The organism is Mycobacterium florentinum, from assembly GCF_010730355.1.
Lineage (GTDB): Bacteria > Actinomycetota > Actinomycetes > Mycobacteriales > Mycobacteriaceae > Mycobacterium > Mycobacterium florentinum.
The window spans coordinates 2,749,968-2,763,673 of the sequence record NZ_AP022576.1 but is presented as its reverse complement, the minus strand read 5'-3'; the positions used below and the strand labels follow the sequence as shown (position 1 = coordinate 2,763,673).

At 66.3% G+C, this 13,706-nt stretch carries 11 protein-coding genes and 1 pseudogene; 2 read left to right on the top strand and 10 right to left on the bottom strand.

All coding sequences use genetic code 11. The features are described from left to right. Nucleotides 1-2: 2 nt before the first annotated feature. The 10 genes and pseudogenes from G6N55_RS12960 to G6N55_RS12915 all read right to left on the bottom strand — a co-directional run. The gene (locus G6N55_RS12960) at nucleotides 3-701 is read right to left on the bottom strand and encodes a YciI family protein (protein ID WP_085223047.1); all 699 of its coding nucleotides are present in this window, start codon (nucleotides 699-701) and stop codon (nucleotides 3-5) included. 90 nt (nucleotides 702-791) lie between these two features. Beyond that, on the bottom strand, nucleotides 792-1,685 hold the full coding sequence (locus G6N55_RS12955; protein ID WP_085222898.1) for a cyclopropane mycolic acid synthase family methyltransferase: 894 nt from the start codon (nucleotides 1,683-1,685) through the stop codon (nucleotides 792-794). A 126-nt stretch (nucleotides 1,686-1,811) separates the two neighbouring features. After that, the gene (locus tag G6N55_RS12950) at nucleotides 1,812-2,693 is read right to left on the bottom strand and encodes a cyclopropane mycolic acid synthase family methyltransferase (protein WP_085222899.1); all 882 of its coding nucleotides are present in this window, start codon (nucleotides 2,691-2,693) and stop codon (nucleotides 1,812-1,814) included. A gap of 146 nt (nucleotides 2,694-2,839) precedes the next feature. Beyond that, entirely contained in the window at nucleotides 2,840-3,703 is an 864-nt protein-coding gene (locus tag G6N55_RS12945) for a cyclopropane mycolic acid synthase family methyltransferase (RefSeq protein ID WP_085222900.1), read from the bottom strand. 92 nt (nucleotides 3,704-3,795) lie between these two features. Then, entirely contained in the window at nucleotides 3,796-4,659 is an 864-nt protein-coding gene (locus G6N55_RS12940) for a cyclopropane mycolic acid synthase family methyltransferase (protein ID WP_085222901.1), read from the bottom strand. 150 nt (nucleotides 4,660-4,809) lie between these two features. Further along, the gene (locus tag G6N55_RS12935) at nucleotides 4,810-5,673 is read right to left on the bottom strand and encodes a cyclopropane mycolic acid synthase family methyltransferase (RefSeq protein ID WP_085222902.1); all 864 of its coding nucleotides are present in this window, start codon (nucleotides 5,671-5,673) and stop codon (nucleotides 4,810-4,812) included. A 94-nt stretch (nucleotides 5,674-5,767) separates the two neighbouring features. Next, the gene (locus G6N55_RS12930) at nucleotides 5,768-6,685 is read right to left on the bottom strand and encodes an alpha/beta hydrolase (RefSeq protein ID WP_085222903.1); all 918 of its coding nucleotides are present in this window, start codon (nucleotides 6,683-6,685) and stop codon (nucleotides 5,768-5,770) included. Next, nucleotides 6,686-8,032, bottom strand: a complete 1,347-nt coding sequence (locus G6N55_RS12925; protein ID WP_179968145.1) for an ABC1 kinase family protein — start codon at nucleotides 8,030-8,032, stop codon at nucleotides 6,686-6,688. A 61-nt stretch (nucleotides 8,033-8,093) separates the two neighbouring features. Continuing rightward, complete coding sequence (locus G6N55_RS12920) at nucleotides 8,094-8,690, bottom strand: DinB family protein (RefSeq protein WP_085223048.1); 597 nt, start codon at nucleotides 8,688-8,690, stop codon at nucleotides 8,094-8,096. A 2-nt stretch (nucleotides 8,691-8,692) separates the two neighbouring features. Then, nucleotides 8,693-8,863 (bottom strand): annotated as a pseudogene (locus tag G6N55_RS12915) (DinB family protein); the annotation flags it as partial. 57 nt (nucleotides 8,864-8,920) lie between these two features. Between G6N55_RS12915 and G6N55_RS12910 the strand changes: the two are divergent. After that, nucleotides 8,921-13,090, top strand: a complete 4,170-nt coding sequence (locus tag G6N55_RS12910; protein ID WP_085222904.1) for a glycoside hydrolase family 38 N-terminal domain-containing protein — start codon at nucleotides 8,921-8,923, stop codon at nucleotides 13,088-13,090. Beyond that, the gene (locus G6N55_RS12905; protein WP_085222905.1) at nucleotides 13,087-13,704 is read left to right on the top strand and encodes a DUF7158 domain-containing protein; all 618 of its coding nucleotides are present in this window, start codon (nucleotides 13,087-13,089) and stop codon (nucleotides 13,702-13,704) included. The genes G6N55_RS12910 and G6N55_RS12905 overlap by 4 nt, the downstream gene beginning before the upstream one ends. The last annotated feature ends 2 nt before the right edge of the window (nucleotides 13,705-13,706 follow it).

Genomic DNA, 13,706 nt, shown 5'->3' with positions numbered 1-13,706 from the left:
GGCTAAAGTGCCGAGAGTCCAGCCAGTTGCCGCAGCTGCACCGTCGACGCGGGGATCATCGACGCGATCTTGACGGCCTCGTCGCGATCTGAGGCGCCAAGCAGGTAGATGCCCGTAGCGATTTCGGCGCCTTCCACATACGGCCCATCGGTGATCAGGACTTCACCGTTGCGCATCCGCACGGTGGTCGCGGTGGACCGATCGTGCAAAGCGGCGCCGCCGAGCACGTGATCGCCCGCGGCCGCGTGCAGATCCGCGTGCTTGGCCGCCACGGCGTCCCACTCCGGTGTGCCGGGCGTGTGTGCGGTCGCGGCCGGTTCCAGCAGCAGCGCGAGCCAGTCGTTGCCGGTGAGCGGGCGGGACGGCTCAAGGGTGTGGACCGCGGGCCACACTTCCACGGCCCCGTACGTGGCGAGCGGGATATCGCGGGCCAGGGCCAGCGCCTCGTCCAGGTTTTCCGCTTCGAACACGTAGTAGCCGCAGGCCACCTCGGCGGATTCGGCGAAGGGGCCGTCGGTGACCACCGGCGCGTCCGGGCCGCCGGTGATGACCGCCGCAGCGGCAGCCGGGGCCAGTGCGTCTCCGGATTTGATCGCCGGGCCGGCTTTGGCGTGAAAGTTCTGCCAGGCTGCCATCGTGGCGGCCGGATCATCGGTTGGGCGGTCTTGTTCTTTGCTGATCAACAGCGCGAAATATTGCACGTTCGTCACCTCCGATAGTGAGCGGAGCCTCCTGCTCCACTCTCTACCTATCCGACGAACGACGCAGCCCTAATCCGACACCGCGGGAAATTACTTCACGGCTCCGGGCTTCAGGTAGGACACCAAGTTGACGTCGAGACAGTCCTCCGTGAAGTACTGGTGGCAACCGCGCAGATACTTCATATAGCGGTTGTAGATCTCTTCGGACGTGACGAGAATGGCCTTGTCCCTGTTGGCCTCCAACGTGTCGGCCCAGATGCCGAGCGTCTTGATGTAGTGCGGCCGCAGCGACAGGCACTCGGGAACGATGAAGCCCGCCGTCTCGCCATGGTCCACCATCTTCTCCGCCGACGGAATACGACCGCCCGGGAAAATCTCGATCATCATGAACTTGATGAACCGGAGCCCCTCGCCCGGGTTCTTACTGCGCTTGGCCACCTCCAGCAGGTGGTAGCTAGTACTGCTCTGAATCGTCATCCGCCCGTCGTGGGGCAGGATGTTGTACGCGTTCTTGTAGAAGTCGTTGTAGCGCTCGAAACCGAAGTGCTCGATCGCCTCGATGGACACAATGCGGTCGACGGGGTCGCTGAACTCTTCCCAGCCGCGCAGCAACACCTGGCAGGAGCGGTTGGTGTCGATCGAGTCAAACAGCTTCGAGGAGTAGCTGTACTGGTTCTTGCTGAGTGTCAGGCCGATGACATTGACGTCGTACTTCTCGACGGCGCGCTTCATGGTGGCGCCCCAGCCGCAGCCAATGTCAAGCAGCGTCATGCCTGGCTTCAGATCCAGCTTGTCGAGATTCAGGTCGACCTTGGCGATCTGGGCCTCTTCGAGGGTCATGTCGTCCCGTTCGAAATACGCGGAACTATAGGTGCGAGACGGATCCTGGAACAGCCCGAAGAAGTCGTCCGAGAGATCGTAGTGTGCCTGAATGTCCTCGAAATGCGGCCGCATGTTCGCGGAACGGGATGCCTTTTCAACCATGTGCTTCAGTACCTTTCCCCCTGAGTAGAGACCAGGATCAGCAGATCATCGGCCTGCAACCCCATTCACGGCGTTGTCGGCAACGCCGTACTCGTCTACCCGTAAAACGTCCCCGTTACTCGGCAGCTACTTCTGCAGCGTGAACTGGTTGCAGTCGATGTAGCCGACCCGAAATGTGTCGGCGGTGCCGGTCAAAAACTTCATGTACCGCTCGTAGACCTCTTCAGACTGGATCGCGATGGCCTCGTCCTTGCGCGCCTCGAGGGCCTCGGCCCAGAAGTCAAGGGTCTTGGCGAAGTCCAACTGCAGGGACTGAACGCGGGCTACGTTGAACCCCACCTTCGTCGAGTGCTCCTCAACGGTTTCGATCATTGGCAGCCGGCCGCCGGGGAAGATCTCGGTCACAACGAACCTGACGAACTTCGCCGCCCCGATCGTCACAGGCATGCCGCGCGCAATGACCTCCTTCATATGTAGGCCTGTGATCACGTGAAGCAGCATTACGCCGTCGGCCGGCAGGGCTTCGTAGGCGTACTTGAAGAAGTCGTCGTAGCGTTCAAAGCCAAAGTGCTCCAACGCTTCAATGACGACCATGCGGTCAACTGGCTCGTTGAACTCCGCCCAGTCGCTCAGCAGTACCCGGCGTGACCGGCTGCTGTCGACCTGGTCGAGGACCTGCTGGCAGTAGGCGTGCTGGTTTTTGGAGAGCGTCAGCCCGACGACGTTGACGTCGTACTTCTCGATGGCCCGCTTCATCACCGAGCCCCAGCCGCAGCCGAGGTCGAGCAGGGTCATCCCGGGCACCAGGCCCAGTTTGTCCAGCGTCATGTCTATTTTGGCGAGCTGCGCTTCGTGCAGGGTCATGCCCTCGCGCGGAAAGTACGCGCAGCTGTAGGTGCGAGTCGGATCTGTGAACAGCCCGAAGAACTCGTTCGACAGGTCGTAATGGGCCCGAACATTGGCCGCATTAGACCGCGCGAGTGCGGCTCTCGCTGAACTTTTAGACATATGTCCCCCCGATGGACCGGCACCCCGACGAGTAGGCCATCCCGAGGACCCTACACGTGGGCGGGCACATCTCGCGGATTTGCGGTCCGATACCGCTGGGTTTCCCGGCGGCGGATCCGCCGCCGGTCAGCGTGCGAACGCGATCGCTACTTCTCCAGGGTGAACTGGTTGACGTCGATATAGCCGACCCGGAACGCGTTGGCGCAGCCGGTCAGGTACTTCATGTAGCGCTCGTAGACCTCTTCGGACTGGATCTCGATGGCCCCGTCCTTGTGCGCTTCCAGGGCCGCCGCCCACAGATCGAGGGTCCGGGCGTAGTGCAGCTGCAGCGATTGGCGGCGGGTCAACCGGAAACCGTGCTTGGACGAGTGGTCTTCCACCTTCTCGATGGACGGCAGCCGCCCGCCCGGGAAGATCTCGGTGACGATGAACTTGATGAAGCGGGCCATCTCGAACGTCAGCGGTATGCCGCGTTCGGTGCATTGCTCCGGCCTCAGACCGGTGATCGTGTGCAGCAGCATCACACCGTCATCCGGCAGCACGCTGTGGGCCATCGCGAAGAAGTCGTCGTAGCGTTCGTGGCCGAAGTGCTCGAATGCGCCGATCGACACGATGCGGTCGACGGGCTCGTTGAACTGCTCCCAGCCGGCCAGCAGCACCTGCTTGCTGCGGGGGCTGTCCAGTTCGTCGAACGTCTTCTGCACGTGGGCGGCCTGGTTCTTGGACAGCGTGAGGCCGATGACGTTTACGTCGTACTTCTCGACCGCGCGGCGCATCGTGGCGCCCCAGCCGCAGCCGACGTCGAGCAGCGTCATACCCGGCCGCAGGCCGAGCTTGCCCAGCGCCAGGTCGATCTTGGCGAGCTGCGCTTCTTCCAGCGTCATGTCGTCGCGTTCGAAGTACGCGCAGCTGTAGGTCTGGCTGGGATCCAGGAACAGGCGGAAGAAGTCGTCGGACAGGTCGTAGTGCGCCTGCACGTCGGCGAAGTGCGGTGTCAGTCTCCGAGCCATGACCGTCTGCCTTCCTGACGAAAACGCACCTAAAGATACCCCGCGCACGCCCCGGGACCGATTATTCGATCCCGGGGGTCAAGGTTGCCGGCTTACTTAGCCAGGGTGAATTGGTTGACGTCGACGTAGCCTTGCCGGAATTTGTCGGCGCAGCCGGTCAGGTACTTCATGTAGCGCTCGTAGACCTCTTCGGACTGGATCTCGATGGCCTCGTCCTTGCGCGCCTGCAGTGCCTCGGCCCACAGGTCGAGCGTCATGGCGTAGTGCGGCTGCAGCGATTGGCGTCGCGTCACGGTGAAACCGGCTTGGTCCGAATGTTCTTCCACCATAGGGATTTTCGGCAACCGTCCGCCCGGGAAAATCTCCCGCTGGATGAAGATGATGAAGCGGAGCAGGTCGATGGAGATGGGGAGGCCCAGGTCGATGATTTCCTGTTTCGTGAAATCGGTGATCGTGTGCAGCAGCATCACGCCGTCGCCGGGCAACACGTGGTAGGCCATTTTGAAGAAGTCGGCGTAGCGATCGTGGCCGAAGTGCTCGAATGCGCCGATCGACACGATGCGATCGACGGGCTCGTTGAACTCTTCCCAGCCGGCCAGCAGCACCTGCTTGCTGCGCGGGTTGTCCATCTCGTCGAACGTCTTCTGCACGTGAGCGGCCTGGTTCTTGGACAGCGTCAACCCGATCACGTTTACGTCGTACTTCTCGACCGCGCGGCGCATGGTGGCGCCCCAGCCGCAGCCGACGTCGAGCAGCGTCATGCCCGGGCGAAGACCCAACTTGCCCAGCGACAAATCGATCTTGGCGATTTGGGCTTCCTCCAGCGTCATGTCGTCGCGCTCGAAGTACGCGCAGCTGTAGGTCTGGCTGGGATCCAGGAACAGGCGATAGAAATCGTCGGACAGGTCGTAGTGCGCCTGAACGTCTTCGAAGTGTGGCTCCAGTTTTTGAGTCATGAGTGCTGCGCCCTCCCCGCGAAACGCATTGAAAATCCCCCGTGCCCGCGTGGGGCAAATTTTATTACTCCGCATCTGCCCTGTTCGACGAACGGCGAAACCTCGCAGTTCAACGCGACTGTCACGTCGGGCGTGTCGCGGGCACCGGTCCTACTTGGTGAGGGTGAACTGTCCGACGTTCGAGATGCCCTTGCGGAAGAGACCGGCGCAGCCGGTCAGATAGCGCATGAAGCGGTCGTAGACCTCTTCGGACTGGATGGCGATGGCGCGTTCGCGATTGGCCTCCAGATTGGCCGCCCACATGTCCAGGGTCCGCGCGTAATGCGGCTGCAGATACTGGGTCTGCTCGAGCGAGAAACCACTGGCTCGCGATAGGTCGACGATGTCGGCTTCGCCGCACATCTGGCCGCCGGGGAAGATCTCCTTGCCGAGGAAGTGCAAGAACCGCAGATCATTCATCGTGATCGGGATGCCGTGCTCTGTCCAGTGGTTCTGGGGATAGGTGAATATGCTGTGCATCAACAGCCGGCTGTCATTGGGCAGAACCTTGTAGGCCCAGTCCCAGAACGCCGGCCACCGTTCTTTTTTGAACGCGTCGAACGCCTCGAAGCTGATGATTCGGTCGGCGTGCCCGTCGAACTCTTCCCAGCCCTGCAGACGGGCCTCGACGTGGCGCTCTGTCGGGGTCGCGGCAAGCCGGGATTTGCTGCGCTCGTAGTGGTTTCGGCTCAGCGTTATGCCGATGACGTTCACGTCGTACTTCTCGACCGCGCGGACCAGCGCTCCGCCCCAACCGCAGCCGACGTCGAGCAGCGTCATCCCCGGCTCGAGGTTGAGCTTGTCGAGTCCCAGATCCAGCTTGGCGAGCTGCGCCTCTTCGAGCGTCATCTCGTCGTTCTTGAAATATGCGCAGGTGTAGACCATGTTGGGGTCCAGGAACAACGCGAAGAAGTCGTCCGAAATGTCGTAAGTAGCCTGCGACTCTTCGTAATACGGCTTCATATTCGCAACCATCACGTCCTCCCAAGTGTCAACGCTACAACGCTGTCACATCCCGCGCGAAGCCGTGACGAACTGAAAACGCCGAAGCCGCCTGCTCGACTTCAGCTCAGCTGGCCTCGGCGAAATTGCCAGTCAAAACACCGATCACCGGATCCCACAGCTGCTGTGGCAGATCATGTCCCATTCCCTCGAACAACACCAATCGGGCGCCGCTTATTGCCCGCGCGATCGCACGTCCGCCGAAAGGTCGCATGAGTTTGTCGGACCGACCGTGGATGACAACGGTCGGCGCCTTGATGCGCCGGTCGTGGTGCCGCAGGCTCCCACTGCCGAGGATCGCGCTGAATTGCCCGGCGACGCCTTGCGGGTAGTAATTTCGGTCGTATCCCTCGGCGGCCTCGGCGCGAACCTGTTCGTCGGGAATGCGATAACCCGGGCTGCCGATGATCCGGCTCACCCGGACCGCGTTGTCGAGGATCACGTCGCGGGGCGAGTCCGGCGGCGGACCTTTGACGAGTGCCAGCAATGCCCGGGGGGCCGGCGGTGGTAGGAACGCCGAGTTGTTGCTCGAGAAGATGATCCCGAGAGTTCTTGTCCGATAGGCGAATTGCGCGGCGAAGACTTGGGCGATCATTCCGCCCATCGATGCCCCGACGACGTGGGCCGCCTCGATGTTCAGGTGGTCCAGCACGGCCGCGGCGTCGTCGGCCATGTCTTCGAGTTTGTATGCGGCCCGGCTCTCCAGGCCCGCCCAGGAGCGGAGCAGTCGGGTGACCAGTGGCTGGCCGGCGCTGCGCCGCTCGGTCTTGCTGGACAGGCCGACATCCCGGTTGTCGTAACGGATCACGCGCAGGCCCTGGCCGACCAGCCGCTCGCAGAACTCGGTGCGCCACAGCAGCAGCTGGGCGCCGAGCCCCATGATCAGCAGCACGGGCGGGTCGTCGATATCGCCCATGTCCTCGAAGTAGAGCTTCAGGTCGCTCGACGCGGGCCCGGAACTCGCATAGCCGGTGCGGATCTCCACCTAGACCTCCACATCCGAAGAATGCTCGCGGCTGACCTCGACCATGAAATTGGCGAAGTACCCCGTCAGCTGCGGGTCGGACATCATCTGCCACTTCGGCGCGAGCAGCTTCATGTACCGCTCGACGTAGAGGAACTGCTTGCCGATCAGCACCAGCTCGCGCGGCAGCTTGACGTCGTAGGCGTCGGCCAGCGTCGAGAGCTGGCGGCCGATGTCGGCGTACGACATGTCGCCCAGCGTCGACATGGTCAGCGGGGTGGCGAACTTCTCCAGGTCCTTGGCGGCCTGGGCTTCGGGCTTCACCGTGCCGACGGCCCCCATCAGCACGACGATCTTGCCGGCCGCGGCGTGGTCCTTCGTGACCAGCAGGGCATACACCAACTCGCGCAGCAGCCAGCGGGTGCGCGGGTCGATGCGGCCCATGATCCCGAAGTCGAAGAACACGATGCGGCCCTGGTCGTCGACGTAGAGGTTGCCCGCGTGCAGGTCGCCGTGGAACAGCCCGTGCCGCAGCCCGCCCTCGAAAAGCGAGAACAGCAGTGCCTTCACCAGTTCGACGCCGTCGAACCCGGCCTTGCGAATGGCGGCGACGTCGTCGATGCGGATGCCCTGCACCCGCTCCATCGTCAGCACCCGGTCGCTGGTGAAGTCCCAGTGCACGGTCGGCACCCGGATGTTGCGGCCCAGCGGTGACACGTGCAGGTGCGAGACCCAGGCCTCCATCGACTGCGCCTCGAGACGGAAGTTCAGCTCCTCGGCCAGGTTGGCGGAGAAGTCGGCGACCACGTCTTGCGCCGAGAGCCGGCGGCCCAGCTTGGCCAGCTCGACGGCCTGGGCGAAGCGTTTCAGGATCTGCAGGTCGGCGGCGACCCGGCGGCGGATGCCCGGCCGCTGGATCTTGACGACGACTTCCTCGCCGCTGTGCAGCGTGGCGTAGTGCACCTGCGCGATGGACGCCGACGCGAACGGCGTCTCGTCCCACTTGGCGAACAGGTCGGACGGATCGGCGCCGAGCTCCTCGACGAACAGCTTGTGCACCTCGCCGGAGTCGGCCGGCGGCACCCGGTCGAGCAGGCCACGGAATTCGCGGGACAGCGATTCGCCGAACGCACCGGGGCTGGAGGCGATGATCTGCCCGAACTTCACGTATGTCGGACCAAGATCGGCGAAGGTCTGGGGCAGCTGCTTGATCACCTTCTGCTGCCATGGACCCTTGCTCGTCAGCGTGCTGACGACGCGGGCCGCGGAGCGGGTGACCTGCCAACCAGTGACCGCGACCCGGGCTGCTTCGATCGGCAACGGCACCCGGTCGAGCTTGGCCACCTCTCGGTGTTTGGTGGAACTCATCCCAGCAGTCTGCCAAACCGGGGGTGCCGAGGCCCAACTCACTCGACGGTGAGCAGGTCTTTTACCGACCCGCTCCGGCATTCCAGGGTGTGACCCAGCCCTCGATCTCCCAGCCTTCCAGCCCGGCGATCAGGTCGTACATCGTGGCTCCGTCGATGGTTTCCCGGACGATGTCGGCGTGCCCCGCGTGCCGGGCCAACTCGTTGATGACGTGCAGGATCACCCATCGCACCGACCAGGCATCCAGGTCTTTGGGAAACCACGGGACGTCGCGGGGCACGGGCACCGCCGCGTCGAGATCGGCGGTTTCCACCAGCCGCAGCGACGTCGCGTTCTGTTCGGCGAAATCCCGCAGCAGTCCGTCCAGCGTCTCGTCGGGCCGCATCACGTGCTGGTCCGCAAATGCCTCGGGGTCGAACGGCCGGGGGTCCTTCGGTGCCGCGTCCGGGGCAGCCGCGACGCGTGCCATCCAGCTGTGCTGCATCCGTGTCACGTGCTTGATCAGGCCACCGACCGACAGCGCGCTCGTCGACGGCGACGAACGGGCCTGCTTGTCGGTGAGGCCGTAGGACACCGCGAAGTAGGCGCTTTGGTGGAAGGCCAAGTACTCGCGCAGGGCGCTGCGCTCGTCGGCTACCGGCGGGGCGAGGGCTGGCATGATCACTCCTCCTGGTTGATGGATTGACGATGTACGTAAAGGCCTCGGAGGCAAGCGATCTCGACGCCATGGTGGATCGCTTCGCGATTGATGTGCAAGACCAGCTTGCTGAGCGGGTAGTCGGCGTACCGCCCCTCGGCCGGGCCGCATTGCGTGGTCAGGTCCGTCACGCTATCCAGCTTTGCAGCAAGGGGTGACAAGTCTGTAGCCGAGCAACGTAAGGTGCGGGCATGCAGCTGATTTCGGCGCGCTCGACCGAACTGTTCGTTGGGCCGCAGGACACGCCGCTACAGCTGGTCAGTGTCACCGTCGGCGGGGTAACCGAGCCGACACCGGTATGGGTCGAGGGCGAGGGGCTGACCGGGGAAGCGCGCGCTTGGGTCGGTGACGAAGTCGTCGAGATTGCGGTGACCGTGCAGCGGCCGGTCGTCGGTGAACGGCGGGCCGCCCGGGTGCATGCGGGGGGCGCCGGCGTTGCGTTCGAGTTCACCGTGGCCGAGCCCGGCTGGACGATGTTCATGGTCAGCCATTTCCACTACGACCCGGTGTGGTGGAACACGCAGGGCGCCTACACCAGCGAGTGGCGCGAACACCCGCCGGGCAAAGGGCGGCAGACCAACGGCTTCGAGTTGGTGCACGCGCACCTGGAAATGGCCCGCCGCGAGCCCGAGTACAAGTTCGTGCTGGCCGAGGTGGATTACCTCAAGCCGTACTGGGACACCCACCCCGAAGACCGCGCCGACCTGCGCCGCTTCATCGCCGAAGGCCGGGTCGAAATCATGGGCGGGACCTACAACGAACCCAACACCAATCTCACCAGCCCGGAGACAACCATCCGAAACCTGGTACACGGCATAGGTTTTCAGCGCGATGTGCTGGGTGCCGATCCGGCCACCGCATGGCAGCTCGACGTGTTCGGCCACGACCCGCAGTTTCCCGGGATGGCCGCCGATGCCGGGCTGACGTCGAGCTCGTGGGCCCGCGGACCGCACCACCAATGGGGGCCGACCCACTCCGGCGGCGTCGAGGGCATGCAGTTCTGCAGCGAGTTCGAATGGATCTCGCCATCCGGGCGCGGCCTGCTCACCCACTACATGCCGGCGCATTACGGGGCGGGCTGGGGCATGGACTCGTCGGCGTCGCTGAGCGAGGCGCAGGACGCCACGTATGCGGTGTTCGACCAGCTCAAGAGGGTCGCGTTGACCCGCAACGTGCTGTTGCCGGTGGGCACCGATTACACCCCGCCGAACAAGTGGGTCACCGAGATCCACCGCGACTGGGCGGCCCGCTACACCTGGCCGCGGTTCGTGTGCGCGCTGCCTCGAGAGTTCTTCGCCTCGGTGCGCGCCGAGCTGGACGAGCGGGGGTCGGTGCCGTCGCCGCAGACGCGCGACATGAATCCGATCTACACCGGCAAGGACGTCTCCTACATCGACACCAAACAAGCCAACCGCGCCGCGGAAAACGCGGTGCTGGATGCCGAGCGCTACGCGGTGTTCGCCGCACTGATGGCCGGCGCCGACTATCCGCATGCCGCGTTGGCCAAGGCGTGGGTGCAGCTGGCCTACGGCGCCCACCACGACGCGATCACCGGCTCCGAGTCCGACCAGGTCTACCTCGATCTGCTGACCGGCTGGCGCGACGCGTGGGAGCTGGGCCGCACCGCCCGCGACAACTCGTTGGCGCTGCTGTCCGGCGCCGTCGAGGGTCCCGCGGACAGGGTCGTGGTGTGGAACGCACTGACCCACCGGCGCACCGACATCGTCACCGCCCGGGTTGATCCGCCGCTGCCCGCCGGGGTGCGGGTGCTGGACGCCGACGGCGCCGAGTTGCCCGCGCTGGTCGAGCACGACGGGCGGTCGGTCAGCTGGCTGGCCCGCGACGTCGGATCGCTGGGCTGGCGGGCCTATCGGCTGGTTCCCGCGGACGAGGCGACCGGCTGGGAACCGATGCCCGGACACGAGATCGAAAATGAGTACTACCGGTTGGCGGCCGACCCGGCCCGGGGCGGGGGAGTCGCGTCCCTGATCCAGGACGGCCGCGAGCTGATCGGGGTCGGGCGGGTGGGTAACGAGCTCGCCGTCTACGACGAATACCCGGCCCACCCGACGCAGGGAGAGGGCCCGTGGCATCTGCTGCCCAAGGGGCCGGTGGTGGGCTCGTCGGAATCGCCGGCGCAGGTGCGGGCCTATCGCGGGCCGCTCGGCCAGCGGCTGGTCGTGCAGGGCCGGATCGGCGAATTGCTGCGTTACACCCAGACCTTGACGCTGTGGAACGGCGTGGGGCGGGTGGACTGCCGCACCACGATCGACGACTTCACCGGCGAGGACCGCCTGCTGCGGCTGCGCTGGCCGTGTCCGGTGCCGGGCGCCATGCCGGTCAGCGAGGTGGGCGACGCCGTGGTGGGTCGCGGGTTCGCGCTGCTGCATGACGGGCTCGCATCCGTGGACACCGAGCACCTGCCGTGGACGCTGGACAACCCGGCCTACGGCTGGTTCGGCCTATCGTCGGCTGCGCGGATTCGATTGGGAAAAAAGGATATTCGTGCGATATCAGTGGCCGAGGTGGTGTCGCCGTCGGAGGCGTCGTCCGGACCGCTAGCGCGCGAGCTGATGGTCGCGCTGGTCCGCGCCGGCGTCACGGCGACCTGCGGCGGCGCCGACAAACCGCGCTACGGCAACCTCGATGTCGACTCCAACCTGCCCGATGTCCGGATCGCGCTCGGCGGGCCCGACCGCAACACCTTCACCAAAGCGGTGCTGGCCGAGGCCGATCCGGGGTACGCGAAGGAACTCGATCGCCAGCTGGCCAAGCGGGGCCGGGCCAGGGTGTGGGTGCCCGCGGCGACGTCGTTGGCGGCGGCCTGGGTGCCCGGCGTCGACCTGCGCGCGGTGCGCGCGCTGCCGGTGCTGGTGATCGATGGCGCCGACGAGAAGCGCCTCCACACCGAAATCGCTTCGGTGGCAGCCGATCTCGACGATGCCGAGATCGGCGTCAAACAGCGGGCCGCGCCGGGCGCCGAACACTTCGAATCCCGCACCGTGGCGTTGCTCAACCGTGGCGTGCCGAGCTTCGCCGTCGACAGCGACGGCACCCTGCACACCGCACTGCTGCGGTCCTGCACCGGCTGGCCGTCCGGCACCTGGATCGACGAACCACGCCGCACCGCGCCGGACGGCTCGAACTTCCAACTCCAGCACTGGACACACCATTTCGACTACGCGCTCGCCTGCGGCGACGGCGACTGGCGGGACGCCGAGATCCCGAACCGCAGCGCGCAGTTCTCCCACCCGCTGCACGCCGTCTTCCCGGATCGACGACAAGGCGACCTGGCGCCCACCGGGTCGCTGCTGCACGTCAAGCCCGCCGACACCGTGCACGTCGGGGCGTTCAAGGCGGCCGGCAACCCGCTGACGGCCGGTCGGTCCGAGCCCGTCGACCCCGGCACGGTGGCGCTGCGGCTGGTCGAAACGACCGGGTCGGCTACCCGGGTGAAGATCGGCTCCCCGCTCGGCAAGCTGGGCGGGCTGCAGCCCGCCGACCTGCTGGAGACGCCGCGGGCGCGTAAGCGATCGATCGAGCTGCACGGCTACCAGGTCGCTACCGTGCTGGCCCGGCTCAAGATCCGTGAGGCACTCGGCGACCCAATCGCGCTGGGCCCGGAAGCCGAGATCGCCCAGCCGCTCTACGCGCGGTACTGGCTGCACAATCGCGGGCCCGCGCCGCTGGGCGGGCTGCCCGCCGTCGCGCACCTGCACCCGCAGCGAGTGCCCGCCGAACCGGGCGGCGAGCTGACCCTGCGGCTCACCGCGGCCAGCGACTGCACCGACGCCGAGCTGCACGGCGTGGTGGTGCTGGCGGGTCCGGACGGCTGGTCGGTGACACCCGCCGAGCTGCCGTTCACGCTGGGCAGCGGCGAGCACCGCGAGGCCGACGTGGTGCTGGCGATCCCGGCCGATGCCCAGCCCGGCCAGTACTCGATCCGGGCGCAGCTGCGTGTCACCGGCGACCGGGTCCCGGCCGCCTGGCGTCAGGCGGTCGAGGACGTGAGCATCGTCGAAGTCGGGGAGGGCCAGGACGCCGACCTGATCTACCTCGTCGGCGGGCCCGACGAGATCGCGCTGCGCCCCGGTGCGACGACCCGGCTCGCGGTGACGATCGGGAGCAATGCCGCGTCGGACCTGTCGGCCGAGGCCCATCTGATCAGCCCCTGGGGCACCTGGGAGTGGATCGGCCCGGCCTCGCTCGGCGCGGTGCTGCCGGCCCGCGGCACCGTCGAGCTGGGCTTCGACGTCAGCCCGCCCGCGTGGCTGGAACCCGGCCAGTGGTGGGCCCTGGTGCGGGTCGGCTGCGCGGGACGGCTGGTCTACTCGCCGGCGGTTAAGGTGACCGTGACATGAGCGCGCAGACGGTTGCCACCGTCGAAGGCACACCCGTCGCGGTCGAGGAGGTCGACGCGGCCGAAGCGCGCTTGCGCGCCGGCCCGCACGCGGCCGCGCTGCCCGCCCGCGGCACCAGCGAGGGGCGCCAACTGCGGCGCTGGCTCACCCAACTCCTGGTGACCGATCGCGTCGTCGCCGCCGAGGTGACCGCGCGCGGACTGAGCGTGCGCGGCGCGCCGGCCGAGGCCGAGCTGCTGCCCGACGTCACGGCCCGCCTGGAGATCGGCAGCGTGGCCGCCGCGGCGCTGGCTGACCCGCGGGCCCGGGCGCTGTTCGCCGACGTGACCGCGACGGTCCGGGTCGGCGATCGCGAGGTGGCCGACTACCACGCCCGCAATCCGCTGCGGTTCGCCGCTCTGCGCCCCGACCGCGACGGCTGGCGCGCGCCGTCGTGCGCTGGGCCGCCGCTCGAGCAGGTTCGTTCCGCGATCACCGAGCACCTGTGTGCCGCCGCGCGCCGTCGCGCCTTCCGGCTGTGGCTGGACGAGCGACGGGCCGCGCTGGTCGAGCTCGCCCCCGGCTACGAGCATCCCGGCGACCCCCGTCAACCCGACAACACCCATAGGCACTGATC